The following is a 15,647-nucleotide window of genomic DNA, read 5'->3' on the forward strand; positions in this document are numbered from 1 at the left end:
ATTTCTTCAACCTCATTGCTGCAGCGATGATGATGGGAACGCATGCCGAAATGCCGGTTCATGAAACATTCAGGCTAAAAACCGGCATGATGCAGGAGTTGTTGACCAAGGGGATTGGTCATGAGCAATTCAAATCAATTCCTCGGTGGCTAGTAGGAAAAATTGCCGAAATTGACGAAATTCCATGCTCATGGGAGTTGATGAATATTCTATCTGTCGCAAAATTAGAAAGTGGCCATACGCCTAGCCGGCATATTCCAAAGTATTGGAACGGAGACATTCCTTGGGTATCGTTACATGACACTAAGCAATTGGGTGTCAGAGAAATTTTTAAAACAAACTTATATGTTACTCAAAATGGTTTAGATAACTCTTCTGCCCGATTGCTACCAGCGGGAACAATTGCGTTCTCTAGAACTGCATCAGTTGGTCATTGTGTGATTTTTGGGAAGGCTATGGCAACAAGCCAAGATTTTGCGAATTTTATTTGTGGTCCGAGCTTGTCAAACAGATATTTACTTCATCTATTTAAATGGATGCAGCACGTTTGGAAAAATCTTGCTGAAGGAAGTACTCATCAAACGATCTATATGCCCGTTTTTAAGAAATTGGAAATATTAGTTCCACCATTGAGTGAACAAATATTAATTGCGGCTGCAGCCGACAAAATCGACGATCAAATCCTTGTGATTGAGCCAAAATTATTATTTTATAAAAATTTGAAAAAAGCCCTAATGCAAGACCTCCTAACCGGCAAAGTCCGCGTAAAAATCACCCCACACGAATCCCCTACCCAGACAATTTTACGTTCATAAAAAAAGGTGATACCGTGGTGTCACTTTCCCAAAGGTGATCGCGATGACAACCACTTCTTTAAAACTCTCCGACGAACTGAAACAACGGGCCGCAACAGTTGCGCTGAATCTGGGCATGACGCCACATGCGTTCATGGTGGACGCGATTCGCAAGACATTGGAGGCGGCAGAAAAGCATGCTGAATTTGTGGCGCAAGCCAAAGCCGCGCGGAAGAAGATGCTCAAGACCGGGTTGGGCTTTGACGCCGGGGAAGTGCATGACTATCTGCGTGAGCGCATCAAGGCTGCGGCGCTTCCAGTGTCATCAACCAATGCCGAGGTAGTCGCGCCGAAAGCCAAGCCGTGGCGCGGCTGATTTATTCCGGGCAGGCGCTGGCCGACCTGGAGCGATTCACGGATTTTCTGATTGCCCAAGATATCGATGCTGCGCTGGCAACGCTGGAGCTGATCGAAGAAGCGCTGGCGATTCTGCGCCGTCATCCTTACATCGGCCGTCAGGTCGATGACGAGTTGTATGAACTCGTGATTTCGCGTGGCAAGACGGGATACGTGGCGGTCTACAGTTTTGAAGAGGCCGATGACGCGGTGCTGGTTTTGGCGATCAGGCATCAGCGCGAAGCAGGCTACGGGACAGACAACGCACGATGACCAACGACGAATACGACAAAGTCGAACTCCCCGCTTTGCAGCAACTGCAACAGCTCGGCTGGACCTATCTGCACGGCGCAACCTTCGCTCCTTCCACGAACGGCGAGCGCGCCTATTTCCGCGAAGTCGTTCTGGAAAAACGCCTCAGCGCCGCGATCAAGCGCATCAATCCGTGGATCAGCGACGAGAACTTGCGCAAGGTGGTGCGCGAAACCACGCATCCGGTTACGGCGACGCTGATGGAGGCGAACCAGGCACTGTGGCACAACCTCGTTCACTATCAATCGGTCGAGCAGGATGTCGGCAAGGGACGCAAGGGACAGACCGTGCGGATCATTGATTTTGATGATCTCGCCAACAATGAATTCCTGTGCGTGAACCAGTTCAAGATCGAGGGCGTCAACGAGTCGGTCATTCCCGATATCGTGCTGTTCGTCAACGGCTTGCCGCTGGCCGTGATCGAGGCGAAGTCGCCTTACATTACCAATCCGATGGAGAACGGTATCAACCAGCTGCGCCGCTATGCCAACCGGCGTACGCCGCATCAGGACGAGGGTGCCGAACGGCTGTTCTGGTACAACCAGCTGATGGTCTGTACGCATCGCGATCAGGCGCGGGTCGGCACCATCAGTTCCAAGGTCGAGCATTATCTGGAGTGGAAGGATGCGTATCCGCTTAGTGCCGAACAGGTCGCGGCCGCCGTCAATGCGGGTGCGTTGCCGGAAACCGGCGGCGTGGGTGATTGGGATATTGGCGTGGCGGAGGTGTCGGTGCCGTATGAAGCCATCCTGAAAACACCGGCTGCGGCCCATCCTGTTGCCAACTCCCAGCAAATGCTGCTGGCCGGTTTGTTCAGCCTGACCAACTTCCTCGATGTAATCCGCAACTTCACCTTGTTCGAGCCGGTCGACGGTCGCGTGATCAAGAAAATTGCGCGCTACCAGCAGTTTCGCGCCGTGCATAAAACCATCCATCGCCTCAAGACCGGCGCGACCAAAAAGGACAAGGGCGGCATCATCTGGCACACGCAGGGATCGGGCAAGTCGCTGACGATGGTGATGCTGGCGATCAAGATGCGGCGTGACCCGCAACTGCGCGATTACAAGCTGGTGTTCATCACCGACCGCACCCAGCTCGATGGTCAGCTCACCGCGCAGTTCGAACGGGCGCAGGGCGAAACCGTGTATCACGCTCGCTCGGTCGCGCATCTGAAAGAATTACTCGCCAAAGACAGCGCCGATCTGGTTACGGCGATGGTGCAGAAGTTTCAGGAGAGTGAAGACGACTTCGATTTTCCGGAGCTTAATGCCTCGGACAAGATCATCGTGCTGGCCGATGAAGCACATCGCACCCACTACGGCGCGCTGGGTGTGGCGATCAATACCGGTTTGCCGAATGCGCCCAAGATCGCGTTCACTGGCACGCCGCTGATTACCTCGCAAAAAACCAGCCACGAGTTCGGCACTTACATCGATACCTACACGATCGAACAGGCGGTCGCCGATGGCGCGACCTGCCAGATTCTTTACGAGGGGCGCGAAGCAAAAACCAAGGTCACCGGCGATTCGCTGGACAAGCTGTTTGATGAATATTTTTCTGATCGCAGCCCCGAAGACAAGGCCGCAATCAAGAAGAAATACGGCACCGAGCAGGCCGTGCTGGAAGCACCGCAGCGCATCCGCTGGGTTTGCATCGACTTGCTCAAGCATTATCGCGAACATATCCAGCCGAATGGTTTCAAGGCGATGATCGTCACCTCGTCGCGTCGCGCCGCGGTGCTGTACAAGCAGGCCATCGATGCGCTGGAAGGACCGGAAACGGCCGTCATCGTTTCGGGCAAACATAACGATGACGCGTTCTTCGCGCCGTACACCGACAGCGTCTTGCAGAAGCAGCAGGTCGAGCAATTCAAGAAGCCGCTGGCAGACCATGCGTTATCGATCATCGTGGTCAAGGACATGCTGCTGACCGGCTTCGATGCGCCGGTCTGCCAGGTGATGTACCTCGACCGCAAGCTCAAGGAACACGCGCTGCTGCAAGCCATTGCGCGGGTCAACCGGACCGCCAGCGGCAAGACACGCGGCTTCATCGTCGATTACTTCGGACTGAGCGATTACCTGACTGAAGCGCTGGACATGTTTTCGAAAGAGGATGTGGCCGGCGCGCTGCAGGATCTGAAAGATGAAATCCCGCGTCTGAAGGCGATGCACACGCGGGTGATCGCGCATTTCAAGGGCATTGATATTAATGATCTGGATGCCTGCATCCTGCGCTTGAAAGACGAGGACAAGCGCCAGCATTTCGAGGTCGATTTCAAGAAGTTTGCGCAGCAGATGGACATCATCATGCCGGACCCCGGCGCCAGTCCTTTCCTGTCGGATTTGAAGGCGCTCGGCAAGATCAACCTGGGTGCGCGCAATCTGTATCGCGATGCCCAGCTTGACCTCGTCGGTGTCGGCGAAAAGGTGCGGGCCTTGATCGAGGAACATGTGCGCGCCACCGGCGTCGATCCGAAAATTCCGCCGATTGATTTGCTGGCGGTCGATTACAAGCAGAAGCTGCAAGCCCACCATTCCGATGAATCGAAAGCGTCTGAAATCGAGAATGCGATCAAGCATCACATCGATGTCAATCTGGCCGAGGATGAAGAATATTACCAATCGCTGAGCGCACGGCTTGATGCGATTTTGTTGAAGAAGTCCGAACATTGGGACGAGCTGGTGCAACTGCTGCTGGGCTTTCGCGACACCATTGAATCGGACCGGAAAGCGGCAGCGCAGGATCTCGGCCTGAGTGATACCGAGTTCGCCTTCCACAATATTTTGGTGGCGGAAGTCACGCGCGTGACCGGCAATGAATCGCTGGACGAGACCACGCACGATGAAGTCATTGCCGTCGTCAAGGCACTGGTGGCGATGATGGATGAAGCGACCGGCATCGTCGATTTTTTCAAGAAGCAGGATGAAGTCAAACGCCTGCGCAAGAACATCCGTCGCGCCATCGTGGCATCGAGTTTTTATGACGAACAGCTCGAAGGGGTGCTGGCGGAACGGTTCATGGATCTGGCGAAGGTGAAGTTCAAATAATGGCAGCGCATGAAGTCATTCAGGGGCGCGGTTTTGAGGCGGAGGTGATCCGTACCGACCGGCGCAAGTCTGCGCGGGTGCAAGTCGAGGACGGCGCGGTATCGATCATCGTGCCGGTCGCGCTACCGCTCGAACGCATCGAGAAAATCGTGCAGGACAAGCATCGGTGGATCAAGGAAAAGCTGACCCTCCATCAGCAGGCCATGCCGGTCAGCAGCAAGGAGTTCGTTAGCGGGGAAGCCTTTTCGTACCTGGGTCGCAATTACCGGTTGAAGGTCGAATCTGGTGCTTTTCAGCCGGTGAAGCTTAAGCAGGGCAGGCTGGTTGTGACTTTGCCGAAAGAGGCAGCGACGCCGGAGCTAATCCGCAATGCGCTCGTGCGCTGGTATCGCCTGCAAGCGCAGGAGCGCTTTGCCGAAAAGGTGACTAGATATGCGAAGGTCATCGGGGTTGCGCCCGTCTCAGTGGGTATCAAGACGTTTAAATCGCGTTGGGGGAGCTGCACGTCTAAGGGCGAGATTCTGTTTCACTGGAAAGTGATCCTGGCCCCCCATCGGATTGTTGATTATGTGGTGGTACATGAGCTTTGCCATTTGAAACACCATGATCACTCGGCAGCGTTCTGGCAATCGGTGGGGCGGGTGATGCCGGATTATTTGGAGTGCAAGGAATGGTTAAAGGCTGTTGGTGCGAGATTTGATGTCTAGCATTGAAGCCACTCTGGGATTCAAGTAGTAGTCGAATTTTTTCATGTTGATTAATCACTCTGGCCGGGATGTGTACCGTCGTCGTCTCCCTCACCTCAGCCGACTTCTACAAGAGCATGTTGATCATCGGATTTGGCAAGACGTCTACCATGCCAGTACTGCTAACGGTGCCAATGTGTACTTGAAACTGACCGTCGTTGATGACGTTCTGATTGTTTCTTTTAAGGAGTTATGACCATGAAATGCCCCTGCTGCGGAGCGGCGGAACTGATTCACGACACCCGCGATATGCCTTTTATCTACAAGGGGGAAACGACCACTATTCCGACGGTAACGGGCGACTTCTGTCCCGCTTGCGGTGAGGTAATCCTTAACCGCGAGCATGGCGACCGCTACAGCGAGTTGTCGGGGCAGTTTCAGCGTCAGGTTAATGCTGCCTATGTCGATCCTGATTACATTGCCACGGTACGCAAAAGGCTCAATCTGGATCAGCGCCAGGCGGAGGAAATTTTCGGTGGTGGCGTCAACGCATTTTCTCGCTACGAAAATGGCAAGACCAAACCACCGCTGGCGCTGGTGAAGTTGCTCAAAATATTGGATCGTCACCCCGATTTACTGAACGAAGTGAAGCTCGCCTAATTTAAAAGCAAAGAAGCCCCATGCAATCCCTCTCCACACAAGAAGCGACCGACTTTCTCGCCACCGCAACGATCACCGAAACCAGTACCGAGGAAGGCATCGAGATTGCCCATCGTGGCACCAGCGCAGACGGCACGCCATTTGTGCTGATCAATGGCCGGGATGACGGCATGGCACTGCTCTTCACGACCGAGTTATCCAGCGCGCTCGATACGCTTGGCTTGCTCTGATTTCGGCTTGTCGATTGCGTAATTGGCACCCTAAAGAAATGACAGAATTGCCAGGGGTATATTAATGGCAATGTTTCTCCGTAAAAATCTGCTTGATGTCTTTCAGGTAATCGCTATTAATGCAGACGGTCATGCTGTGTTCAATTATCTTTATCCAGATATTTAATATCACCGTGATAACGCATTGCGTCAGTTATACAACATTGTGTGTATTCATAGCACTTAATGGTTTTGCTGGCGCCATTTAATCAGGGCACTGTTTTTTTTCTATTAAAATAAATCGGGTACGTTGTAGTGATCTGGCTAACTGCTCATTTAGTTTTGGCGAGGTTATGGAGCAACGAAATCCTTTTGATAATTTAATAGGCGGACATCGTGAAAATTACTTTTTGTCTAGGGCTGGTGAGTCTTTTGGCATTAGTAGGTTGCAGCGGCAGCTCGGATGAATTAGCTTCCAAGTCCCTCAGCACATCGATGAATAATTCGGGTGGGACGATGACGCCAGTCGTTACCTCGCCACCGATACAGACCAAGCTGTCAACGAATACGCCGTCCGGTACTTCGACTACCACTCCGGCCAGCATCCCAGCCAGCACTCCGGCCAGCACTCCGACCAGCAGTCCGTTCGGCATTCCGGCCAGCACTCCGCCTGGTACCTCGACCAGCACCGCATCAGATGATTTTGTTATAGACGCCGTTTTTTTTGCACAAACCCATGTTCTTGAACCCAGTTCGCCGCTGTTTCGACTGGTCTCTGATCGCAAAGCGGTGATTAAAGCCAATGTCGTTTCATCCAGCCAAAGCAGTTCGCCCCAAGTGAATGCCGTGTTGGAGCTAAACGGAAAATCACGCGTCATTAAGCTCATCGGACCGCCTACCTTACCTGCGTCCCTTCCCAAAACACCCGGTCTGGTGCAACACAGCTATAAAAACAGCTTCACTGGCCCGATACCTGCAGAATGGGTGCGGCCGGGTCTTAAAGTAAAGGTAGAAGCCGGCACTAAAAGTGTGATGTTCGATAGTCTGAAAATCGGCGCACCGACCGTGCTGAGAATGCAGATGATGGACATACATTTTTTTGCGTCGCAGCCCTCAGACTATCCCGCTGGTTGGTTGCCGGAGTTGGAGGCCAAACGCCCTGTTGCAGCGATCCAGCTGCAGCGTCTGCAAAATGTCGTTTTCAAGGAGCTTGTCATTCCGCCACGCGGAAAAAATCTCCCTGCCGCACGGATTAGTTCCAAGGCGCAGTACAAACAAATAACTGGCTACGATTTTGACGGAGAACAGGCTGCCGCCCAGAACTGGAATAGCGCATTAAAAGCGGCCAATGGCACTGCCGGCAGAATCCGCCTTTACTACACGAATATTTATGGTGCCTTTGCTGGCGGCCAGGCCGGTGGTTTTGCAGGTGTCGGGAATGGCAACAGCCTCGGGATACTCAACCACGAATTGGGTCATGCACTTTCTCTACCGCATTGGGGTGACAACGCAGCCTATCCCTATAAAGGTGATATGTACGGCATTGCGGCACCTGCTTCCTACAAGGGTACTCATGCCGGTCCAACCTGGGCTTTTGACCTTTCCAGCGAGGCCTTTATTCCCTGTACCGTGCAAGCCAATGCCGTGGGCGGTGTAGTAGGAACTTATAAAAAAGATCCGATGCAAGGCGGTGGCGTTGGTGATCAGGAGTCAGGGTATTTGATGCGGCATTTTTCAGATTACTCCGTGAAACAAATGCAGAACTACCTCGAGGGGCATGTTGTCGTATGGAATGACAAGCTTAAAAGTTATGCGTCATGGAATGACACGGCAGGTGATTACACGACATTAGTTGCTAACAATGGCGTCCAATATCCCATTGTGCGTGATGTTCAGGTAATCAGCGTTATGGCGGGAGTCAGCGCGGTAACGCCTCAGGCGAATCTGGTTTATCCACCGATTGGGCCTTACGAAGCCGGCCTGATCAGGCTTTTTGATCCGACGGTGGAAGCCGATCGTATTCAGGCCGATGCGATTTTTTGTCCGACAGACGGATGTGATGTCAGTTTGAGAGTGACCCAAGGCGGTATTACTAAAATCTACATGCTACCCATTGCGCTTGATACGGCAGCATACAAGTTTAGCCCTGCCAGCTTCCAAACCAGGGCGATTAATTTACCTGCAAGTGACGGCACTGTAACGCGCATCGAAATGTTATCGACACCCAATGCAGAAAAAAATGGACTGCCGGATTCGCCAGTGGTGCTGGATACATGGCATAGCTGAAAAAATCCTATATTGCAAAAAGATTGTGCTTCTTTTTAATTTGATTTTTTCTCACGTTAAATCGATGCAGTCTTTGCTGCGGCCGGATCGGGATTAATCTAATCAATTTCGTCAGGAATTTTATTATCTTGAATTCATTTTATAAATGAAAAATGGATTCCGAGTTTTTAATATCCATTCGCAGAATCAATTATTTTCAATGAAAGAAATGGGATTGTTCGGCACCGCGCCATTGAACAACGACAAGGTCGTCTCATGCGTCCGCGCTTCGTCCATTCCCAATACTGGCGTGCAACAGCAATCGGACTCCCTGAAGACAAGATCCCATTCTTCGCGGGTTCGCTGCTGTATTTTTTGTGCGATGAGTTGCCGCAATTCAGGCCAGTAGCTTTGATCGTTTTGTCGCTCCAGATCAATATCATCAGCACCGATCTGTCGTACAAATGCGGTAAAAAATTTTCGTTCAATGGCACCGACGGCCATCCATCCAGCATCCGAGGTTTGGTAGCAGCAGTAGTAAGGCGCACCGCCATCGAGGATATTGGCTTCCCTCTCAGCACGCCATTGTCCGGCGTCGGCTAGTCCGTAGAGCATGGTCATCAGCGACGTTGTGCCCTGATAAATACTGGTCTCGACGACGGTACCGTTGCCATTCTTGCTGCGGCTGAGCAGAGCTGCCAGGATGCCGCTGACAAGATGCATGCCCGCGCCACCAAAGTCGCCAATCAGATTGAGCGGCGGGATCGGCTTGCCGGCGGGGCCGATCGCTGCCAGTGCGCCCGACAGCGCCAGATAGTTGATGTCATGACCGGCCGTGCCCGCCCGCTCGGAGTGGCTTCCCCAGCCGCTACATCGGCCAATGACCAACGCCGGGAGCGCGGCATGAATCACGTCGGGCGACAGCGACAGGCGTTCCAGTGTGCCGGGCCGAAAACCTTCGATCAGTACGTCAGCATCGCGCAAGAGGTCGAGCAGGCGCGCCGGTCCGTCATCTGCCTTGAGATCAATGGTCACATGCTGCTTGTCGCTGGCAAGATAATCAAAATTGGCGGCCAACGGCAATCCCAATCCGCGATTAACCGGCGAATCGACCACGATGATGTGTGCTCCCATTTGCTGCAGGCAATGCGTGGCGAACGGAACCGGACCGATCGCGGCCAATTCAATAATCGTTATTCCAGCCAGTGGGCCGGGCTTGGTGGTGGAGAGCAGGTGGTCCGGTGTAAGTGACATGAGCAGAGTGTTTCCAATGGGTTGAGGAAATCTTAGATGATGCCGGATTTTCTGCGCCGCACGGTGCTGGTCACCTGACCGATGGCGGGGCCCGCTGGCCGCTGCAGGAACGCCGGGACCTTGGCGGCCGTGAGCCGGTTGATCTGTTGCAGAAATCGTGGATCGACCTCGCGGATACCGTACTTCTCACCCAGATGAGCGGCGATGTGCAGCATCACGGCTGACGCGACTTCGGCATCGGCTTCGGCGCGGTGGGCATTGCCATTGAAGCGGATACCCAGCGAGCGCGCCAGCGCACCGAGCGCATAACTGCGTAAACCCGGAAAGACGCGACGCGATAATTTGACCGAGCAGATGACGCCGGCGTGGTTCGGCACGAGGCCCAGACGGGCGCTCTCGGCCAGCAGAAATTTTTCGTCAAAGCCGACGTTGTGCGCGGCCAGCGCATCGTTGCCGATGAAGCGCACCAGCTCCGGCATGACCTGCTCGACCGACGGCGCGCGATCGATCATCGATTGCGTGATGCCGGTGAGTTGGCTGATGAAGGGCGAGATCCTTACATCGCAGTTGATCAGCGAGACAAAACGCTCGACCACGACGCCACCGACAATGCGCAACGCGGCGACCTCGGTTACCCGGTCGCCCAGTGCGGGGCTCATGCCGGTGGTTTCAAAGTCCATCATGACGACGGGTTGGATATACATGGTGTGGGTAAATTGGGGCTGGTGAGAAACGGCGTGTAGTCTAGCCCAACCGATGGGCGGGAGCGCGTTTTGAAGCGGGTTAGGTGGGTAACTGTTGCGACTCGCATTTGAAAACGACCATGCTCGCATTCGACGCCATTCTCGGCTCGCAATAACTGCAAATGAACGTGCACTCGTGCTCACGCTATGTGCAAATGAGCTTGCAATTGACGGTGCTGGATCGCATTCCATGCAGGTGTGCTCGCGATAGCTGCAAATACCAAAAGCCAAGGACATCGTATCGTTTGGGTCTAGACGTGCGTGCAATGATGTCTCAAATGTACAAACTCGACCCTTTTGGAACGCGCACGGTGTCTCGATGACAATGAGTCAGTTGAGTACACCCGTACGATACAATCGTACACAGGCAATTTCCGCTTTCAAACAAAAGCGGTCGTAGACAAAGGGGAAAATATGGATACTCATGCCGACCGGTTGCGAGCCTCATGTCATTGCGGAGCAGTACGCTTTCACGTTCGCCTTACCGACGGGCTGAAGACCGCGCGGCGCTGTAACTGCTCATACTGCCGAATGCGTGGCGCCATCGCCGTTTCAGCGGCGCTTCGAGACATAGAATTTATTGCTGGCCAAGAGTGTTTGACGCTGTATGAGTTCAATACCATGCAAGCAAAACACTACTTTTGCTCGAGGTGTGGGATATACACCCACCATCAGCGCCGGTCGAACCCCGATCAATACGGAATAAATGTCGCCTGCCTAGAAGGAATCAGCCCATTTGATTTTGAAGAGGTTCCGGTCAACGAGGGGCGCACCCACCCGAAGGACAAGGTTACTGGAGGTGGCCCTGATATTGCTGGGTACCTACGATTTATACCGATGACCACCCGAAAAAACGAATCAGCCGCTTATCCGACACCGGCAGAGACTGACTTGAGTCGATAGCCGACCGCCAACTTCAAAGTTTCGATTCTATTTTAAATGACTCTATGCCAACATTTCATTTTCAGTTAGCGTGAGCACGCGAAAATGGAATGCAAGCCGACACGGATAAATGCAAGCACATTTGCAGCTAATGTGAGCACGGCCGGATTTTCATTTGCACTTAATTTAAGCCGAAAAGCGAGTTGAATGCGAGCACGGTCAATTTGAAACGCGAGTCGCTACAGGTAACAGACCGGATACTTTCTTTGGTCGCCCGCCGCGTTTGCCGTTTTCACAGGCCGCGACGGCCTTGGCTTGGCTCGATGCCTGGCCACCGACTCGACCGATTTGTGCTGCCATCCAGCGTTTCGATCCGAGGAATCCTTCCAGCAGTGCCGGGATATCGAGGTCGACATCCAGTTGTGGGAAATGCACTCCCAGACCGGACGCACTGATGACGGCATCGACCAGCTCCGCCGGATGCGCCTGCTCCAATCCTTGTACATCCCGCGGTAAAAACGCAATTTGCAATCCGGATGCAAGCGTGATCACCACGCGGGCGACGCGCTTGTCGTACTTCACGGTTAGTGCCGCCGGGAAGGCCGCCTTCTTTGCCTCGCCGCGCTCATTCGCAGCGACGAAATCGGCATCAGTAATCGCCATGATATTGACTCCATGCAGCGCAAAGCGCCGTCAAGTTTGCCGACAGATCGTCAGCGATTTTCCCCAGTTCTTTTTGCGAGAATCCGTAGTTTTCGCGTAATACAGGAGGCCCTTGCAGGCAATGCAGGTTGAAGACCACCTCGCAGCCCTTTCCCTGAATGTGCACATGGGCAGGGCTATGGCCGTTGGGGTAGACGACCACGCGCAAACCAAACATCGTTCATACCGCTGGCACTTTATAGGAACCTAAGTTTATTGGGTTGTGTGTTTCTGCCTGTCGTTGATGGCAGTTACTTCGCAATTCGATTGTGGGGGCGGCGGGTCGCCAGCGCTACGGTATGGCTACCGGAGTGCGGCGATGGCCGGGCTTCCTTGACCGGTGTCTCTGCCAGAAGACAATCCGTGCGTGAACTCCTGATACCGCGCTGCGGCACGACGCGATGCATCTCAGTCGTGCAGTCACTATTTGTTTCCTGCTGCGAGGAAAGCTCGGCGTATGATTTGTAAGCTGATCACCTTCGCCAACAAGAGCGACTTCCCCTCCGGAGACCTTGCATGAAAACTATCGATATCCGCAAAAAGACGATCCCGATCAGCTCCTCGATCCGTAATGCGTACATTGACTTCAGCAAAACGACGCTGAGTCTGGTGGCGGTCGTCACCGATGTCATTCGCAACGGCAAACCAGTGATCGGTTACGGCTTCAATTCCAACGGGCGCTACAGGAAAGCAGATTTGTACCGGGGGATGGTCAAGCTGATGGCGTACCCGGCCCGAGGTGGGCCGGGTTGGTGTGGCATTGGTGCTGTGTTACTGCTTTTTGTAGCGCAGCCAGACGCTGCCGCCGTCCTGGATGTCGGCCGATACCAGCGTCAGGTAAGTCGGATTGGTCCAGGCTTTTGACGTGACTTCAAATGAGGCGGGATGGTCACCGCGACCATCGATGAGTGGCAGGACGAGAACGCTGACTTCATCGACCAGTCCGGCGTTGACGAACGATCCGCTGACATGCGGTCCGCCTTCGACGATCAAACGTTGCGTGCCGAGTTCGTCGGCAAGAATCGTGACGACCTTGGCGAGGTCGATCTCGGTCTTGCCGCCGAAGATATACGTCACATTGATCGATTGCAGATAGGCAAGGTAGTCATCGGCGACCGCTTCCGTGACCACGGCGACGACATGCGAATCGAGCGCCTGGTTGCTTTTCCATTCGACCTTGCCATGCGGATCGATGGCCACTGCATAGCACGCGGCATTCTTATCGGCAAAATGGTGGGTACGCGGGATCGGCTTGGTGGCGAGGCCTGCCGGGTAACCGTCGCCGTGGGCGATTTCCTGCATCGTGACGCGGCCGCAGATCCAGGCGTCGAACTTGAATTGCTGGGCCAGCTTCTCGTAGAGCTCACCCGCATTCTTTTTGAAGGGGCGGTCCCAGCCGTCCGTAAGGGCATGGCCATCGATGGACGACATCATGTGGCAGATGACATAAGGCTTCATGTAAAACTCCTGACAGGTTCTGGTGATGAATCGCCGTGGAGGAGTCAGCGCGATCACGATTGGTGTCGCAGTCAGCGCTGTATCGCCACGTGGAATTCTGGAGAGGGACGCAACTTAATTTACCGGTTTTAATAGACACCGGTCTGTACGGTGTCGCTCCTTGGGAGCGTGTGCTGATCGAGACCTGGCGTTTGTCGATGTTGCGTTTCCTGATGCCAGATAGTGACGTGGCGCTCACTCACTACCTGGTTAATACCCGATATACCGACCCGGCCGATGCCACGCGATCACCATCGCACTCAGAGAAAAAGCACTCAGCGCTGACCAGGCCAGACGGTTCGGTGCAATCACCGTCATTGCCACGAGCAGGATGACGGTGTCGATGATGACCTGACTGCGCCCGGCGTTGATGCCGCGCTTTTTTTGCAGCCACAGCGTGATGACGCCGGTACCGCCAACGCCCGCACCATGACGGGCGAGGGCGAGGACACCCATTCCACACAGGGTGCCACCAGCCAATGCGGCAAAAGCAGGATTGATGAAATCAATATGCAAGGCTTCTGGCATCAGTGTCATCAGGAGGGTGACACCAAGGTTGACTGCAATGGTTTTCAGCGCAAACTGCCATCCCATCGCAAAGTACGCGAAGATAAAAAATGGCACGTTGACGAGCGTGAAAATGATTCCCACCTGAAGTGGGACGACGTACGAGGTCAGTAGCGCGATGCCGGCGATGCCGCCGGTGACGAGACCGGCGGTTTTCAGCAGCAGCAGACCGATGGCGATAAACAGCAGACCGATGACCAGCGCATAGATGTCTTCGGTCAGGCTGTGCGGATGTCCGATCGGTGGTGGCGTCTGCGGCTTGGTCATGCCGGTCATGACAAATGATGTACCCATGACTCGGTGTCTGGCAGTCGGCCGCGCTGAATGCCAGTGAGCAAGTCACGAATGCGCGTCGTCACGGGACCGACGGCACCATCGGCGATGACGAGTTCGCCGCCGACGTGGCGAATACGGCCAACGCCGGCGATGACAGCCGCGGTGCCGCAGGCAAACACTTCACGCAATTGGCCGCTGGCGATATCCGCGCACCATTGGTCGAAACTGTAGGGCCGCTCTTCCACGGTCATCCCTTCGCGACGCGCCAGATCAATCACCGAGCTACGCGTGATGCCCGGCAGTATCGTGCCGCTCAACGGCGGGGTGACCAGCGTGCCATCGGCCATGCAGAAAAAGACATTCATGCCGCCCAGTTCTTCGACCCATCGATGTTCGACTGCATCGAGGAACACGACCTGGTCACAACCGTTGGCAGTTGCCTGGGACTGTGCCAATAAACTCGCCGCATAGTTACCGCCACATTTGGCCGCTCCGGTGCCACCTGGTGCTGCGCGGGTATATTCATCCGATACCCAGACCGTGACAGCGGAATCACCATTCTTGAAGTACGGGCCGACCGGTGATGCGATTACGCAAAAAATGTACTCCAGCGAGGGGCGCACGCCGAGAAAGGTTTCGGAGCCGAACATGAACGGACGTAAATACAAACTACCGTCGCCTTCAGGTACCCAGTGCTTGTCGATCTTGACCAGCGTTTCCACGGCGGCCAGAAACAGGTCGTCCGGGACAGGTGTCATGGCCATGCGCGCAGCAGAACGCTGGAAACGGTGAGCGTTCTCGATAGGACGGAACATCAGTATTTCGCCGTCGACACCGCGATAGGCTTTCATGCCTTCAAAAATCTGCTGCGCGTAATGGAGTGCAGCGCAGGCCGGGTCAAGCAAAAACGGCTTTCTGGATTCGACTTTTGCATCGTGCCAGCCTTGAGCTTCATTCCAGCGCACCGTTACCATATGGTCAGTAAAGACTCGGCCAAAGCCGGGATTGGCCAGCAGGCCAGCGACTTCGGAGCTGGTTGCCAACTGGGGGTGTGCTTCCTGCGTGAACAGCCATTCTGTATGCGTCATCGTATTTTTCAATGCAAAAGTGGAAGCAGGAATTATGCGCTTTGCAAGAGGCGACTCCAACTACCGACAATCCTCTTTCGCAATTAATTTGCCTTGGGTTGTCTGTCAGTGGCTTGATGGAGCAGGGGGTACCTCGCAAAACGGAGAATAATTAAAATATCATGCCGCAAACACTTGCGCCGACGGCGTGAGATGGCTATAGTTCGCCTCCTGCTTCAGCGACATCGAAGCGCAGACAAACAAAACGCTTTGTCAGCAGCGCAAAACAC

Annotated in this window: 17 protein-coding genes and 2 pseudogenes; 11 read left to right on the forward strand and 8 right to left on the reverse strand. The window is 54.2% G+C overall.

What is annotated here, in order from left to right; genetic code table 11:
• From QN370_RS19755 to QN370_RS19790, 8 genes and pseudogenes are all read left to right on the forward strand, one after another.
• The coding region (locus QN370_RS19755; RefSeq protein ID WP_323581797.1) for a restriction endonuclease subunit S at positions 1-815 on the forward strand (815 nt) is incomplete at its 5' end.
• A gap of 43 nt (positions 816-858) precedes the next feature.
• Complete coding sequence (locus QN370_RS19760) at positions 859-1,170, forward strand: hypothetical protein (protein WP_322126843.1); 312 nt, start codon at positions 859-861, stop codon at positions 1,168-1,170.
• A complete protein-coding gene (locus tag QN370_RS19765) occupies positions 1,158-1,463 on the forward strand; it encodes a type II toxin-antitoxin system RelE/ParE family toxin (RefSeq protein WP_322126844.1) in 306 nt (101 codons plus the stop codon). Before QN370_RS19760 ends, QN370_RS19765 begins: the two co-directional genes overlap by 13 nt.
• Positions 1,460-4,549, forward strand: coding sequence for an HsdR family type I site-specific deoxyribonuclease (locus QN370_RS19770; protein ID WP_322126845.1), 3,090 nt, complete (start codon positions 1,460-1,462; stop codon positions 4,547-4,549). The genes QN370_RS19765 and QN370_RS19770 overlap by 4 nt, the downstream gene beginning before the upstream one ends.
• Complete coding sequence (locus QN370_RS19775; protein WP_322126846.1) at positions 4,549-5,256, forward strand: SprT family zinc-dependent metalloprotease; 708 nt, start codon at positions 4,549-4,551, stop codon at positions 5,254-5,256. The genes QN370_RS19770 and QN370_RS19775 overlap by 1 nt, the downstream gene beginning before the upstream one ends.
• 59 nt (positions 5,257-5,315) lie before the next feature.
• Positions 5,316-5,491 (forward strand): annotated as a pseudogene (locus QN370_RS19780) (type II toxin-antitoxin system MqsR family toxin); the annotation flags it as partial.
• 2 nt (positions 5,492-5,493) lie between these two features.
• Positions 5,494-5,895, forward strand: a complete 402-nt coding sequence (locus tag QN370_RS19785; RefSeq protein ID WP_322126847.1) for a type II toxin-antitoxin system MqsA family antitoxin — start codon at positions 5,494-5,496, stop codon at positions 5,893-5,895.
• Positions 5,896-5,915: 20 nt separating this feature from the next.
• Positions 5,916-6,125 (forward strand): hypothetical protein, encoded by a 210-nt coding sequence (locus tag QN370_RS19790; protein WP_322126848.1) that lies wholly within the window; start codon positions 5,916-5,918, stop codon positions 6,123-6,125.
• Positions 6,126-6,484: 359 nt separating this feature from the next.
• Here the strand turns inward: QN370_RS19790 and QN370_RS19795 are convergent, their stop codons facing one another.
• Complete coding sequence (locus QN370_RS19795; protein WP_322126849.1) at positions 6,485-6,991, reverse strand: hypothetical protein; 507 nt, start codon at positions 6,989-6,991, stop codon at positions 6,485-6,487.
• 46 nt (positions 6,992-7,037) lie between these two features.
• On the opposite strand from QN370_RS19795, the gene QN370_RS19800 reads away from it, so the two are divergent.
• Positions 7,038-8,390 (forward strand): M66 family metalloprotease, encoded by a 1,353-nt coding sequence (locus tag QN370_RS19800; protein ID WP_322126850.1) that lies wholly within the window; start codon positions 7,038-7,040, stop codon positions 8,388-8,390.
• A gap of 186 nt (positions 8,391-8,576) precedes the next feature.
• Here QN370_RS19800 and QN370_RS19805 read toward each other — a convergent pair whose 3' ends face one another.
• Positions 8,577-9,623, reverse strand: a complete 1,047-nt coding sequence (locus QN370_RS19805) for a CaiB/BaiF CoA-transferase family protein (RefSeq protein WP_322126851.1) — start codon at positions 9,621-9,623, stop codon at positions 8,577-8,579.
• 32 nt (positions 9,624-9,655) lie between these two features.
• Positions 9,656-10,327, reverse strand: a complete 672-nt coding sequence (locus QN370_RS19810) for a 3'-5' exonuclease (RefSeq protein ID WP_322126852.1) — start codon at positions 10,325-10,327, stop codon at positions 9,656-9,658.
• A gap of 453 nt (positions 10,328-10,780) precedes the next feature.
• Here QN370_RS19810 and QN370_RS19815 point away from each other — a divergent pair, with 453 nt between their 5' ends.
• Positions 10,781-11,269 (forward strand): GFA family protein, encoded by a 489-nt coding sequence (locus QN370_RS19815; RefSeq protein WP_322126853.1) that lies wholly within the window; start codon positions 10,781-10,783, stop codon positions 11,267-11,269.
• A 198-nt stretch (positions 11,270-11,467) separates the two neighbouring features.
• Here the strand turns inward: QN370_RS19815 and QN370_RS19820 are convergent, their stop codons facing one another.
• Entirely contained in the window at positions 11,468-11,911 is a 444-nt protein-coding gene (locus QN370_RS19820; protein WP_322126854.1) for a DUF2442 domain-containing protein, read from the reverse strand.
• Positions 11,898-12,128, reverse strand: coding sequence for a DUF4160 domain-containing protein (locus QN370_RS19825; RefSeq protein ID WP_322126855.1), 231 nt, complete (start codon positions 12,126-12,128; stop codon positions 11,898-11,900). Before QN370_RS19825 ends, QN370_RS19820 begins: the two co-directional genes overlap by 14 nt.
• A gap of 338 nt (positions 12,129-12,466) precedes the next feature.
• Between QN370_RS19825 and QN370_RS19830 the strand changes: the two are divergent.
• Positions 12,467-12,655 (forward strand): annotated as a pseudogene (locus QN370_RS19830) (mandelate racemase); the annotation flags it as partial.
• Between the two features lie 66 nt (positions 12,656-12,721).
• Here QN370_RS19830 and QN370_RS19835 read toward each other — a convergent pair.
• From QN370_RS19835 to QN370_RS19845, 3 genes are all read right to left on the reverse strand, one after another.
• A complete protein-coding gene (locus QN370_RS19835; RefSeq protein ID WP_322126856.1) occupies positions 12,722-13,408 on the reverse strand; it encodes a dihydrofolate reductase family protein in 687 nt (228 codons plus the stop codon).
• Between the two features lie 249 nt (positions 13,409-13,657).
• Positions 13,658-14,308: a YitT family protein gene (locus QN370_RS19840; protein WP_322126857.1), complete on the reverse strand. Its 651-nt coding sequence runs from the start codon at positions 14,306-14,308 to the stop codon at positions 13,658-13,660.
• Complete coding sequence (locus QN370_RS19845; RefSeq protein ID WP_322126858.1) at positions 14,287-15,378, reverse strand: branched-chain amino acid aminotransferase; 1,092 nt, start codon at positions 15,376-15,378, stop codon at positions 14,287-14,289. The genes QN370_RS19840 and QN370_RS19845 overlap by 22 nt, the downstream gene beginning before the upstream one ends.
• Between the last annotated feature and the right edge of the window lie 269 nt (positions 15,379-15,647).

This window comes from Actimicrobium sp. CCI2.3 (genome assembly GCF_035019065.1).
Taxonomy (GTDB): Bacteria; Pseudomonadota; Gammaproteobacteria; order Burkholderiales; family Burkholderiaceae_D; genus Actimicrobium.

Excerpts from the sequence above, each read along its gene's own strand:
- QN370_RS19845 (WP_322126858.1), bottom strand. The coding sequence starts at position 15,378 with ATGACGCATACAGAATGGCTGTTCACGCAGGAAGCACACCCCCAGTTG.
- QN370_RS19820 (WP_322126854.1), bottom strand. The coding sequence starts at position 11,911 with ATGGCGATTACTGATGCCGATTTCGTCGCTGCGAATGAGCGCGGCGAG.
- QN370_RS19815 (WP_322126853.1), top strand. The coding sequence starts at position 10,781 with ATGGATACTCATGCCGACCGGTTGCGAGCCTCATGTCATTGCGGAGCA.
- QN370_RS19785 (WP_322126847.1), top strand. The coding sequence starts at position 5,494 with ATGAAATGCCCCTGCTGCGGAGCGGCGGAACTGATTCACGACACCCGC.
- QN370_RS19805 (WP_322126851.1), bottom strand. The coding sequence starts at position 9,623 with ATGTCACTTACACCGGACCACCTGCTCTCCACCACCAAGCCCGGCCCA.
- QN370_RS19795 (WP_322126849.1), bottom strand. The coding sequence starts at position 6,991 with ATGAGCTTAATGACGCGTGATTTTCCGTTTAGCTCCAACACGGCATTC.
- QN370_RS19770 (WP_322126845.1), top strand. The coding sequence starts at position 1,460 with ATGACCAACGACGAATACGACAAAGTCGAACTCCCCGCTTTGCAGCAA.
- QN370_RS19835 (WP_322126856.1), bottom strand. The coding sequence starts at position 13,408 with ATGAAGCCTTATGTCATCTGCCACATGATGTCGTCCATCGATGGCCAT.
- QN370_RS19825 (WP_322126855.1), bottom strand. The coding sequence starts at position 12,128 with ATGTTTGGTTTGCGCGTGGTCGTCTACCCCAACGGCCATAGCCCTGCC.
- QN370_RS19775 (WP_322126846.1), top strand. The coding sequence starts at position 4,549 with ATGGCAGCGCATGAAGTCATTCAGGGGCGCGGTTTTGAGGCGGAGGTG.
- QN370_RS19840 (WP_322126857.1), bottom strand. The coding sequence starts at position 14,308 with ATGGGTACATCATTTGTCATGACCGGCATGACCAAGCCGCAGACGCCA.
- QN370_RS19760 (WP_322126843.1), top strand. The coding sequence starts at position 859 with ATGACAACCACTTCTTTAAAACTCTCCGACGAACTGAAACAACGGGCC.
- QN370_RS19810 (WP_322126852.1), bottom strand. The coding sequence starts at position 10,327 with ATGTATATCCAACCCGTCGTCATGATGGACTTTGAAACCACCGGCATG.
- QN370_RS19790 (WP_322126848.1), top strand. The coding sequence starts at position 5,916 with ATGCAATCCCTCTCCACACAAGAAGCGACCGACTTTCTCGCCACCGCA.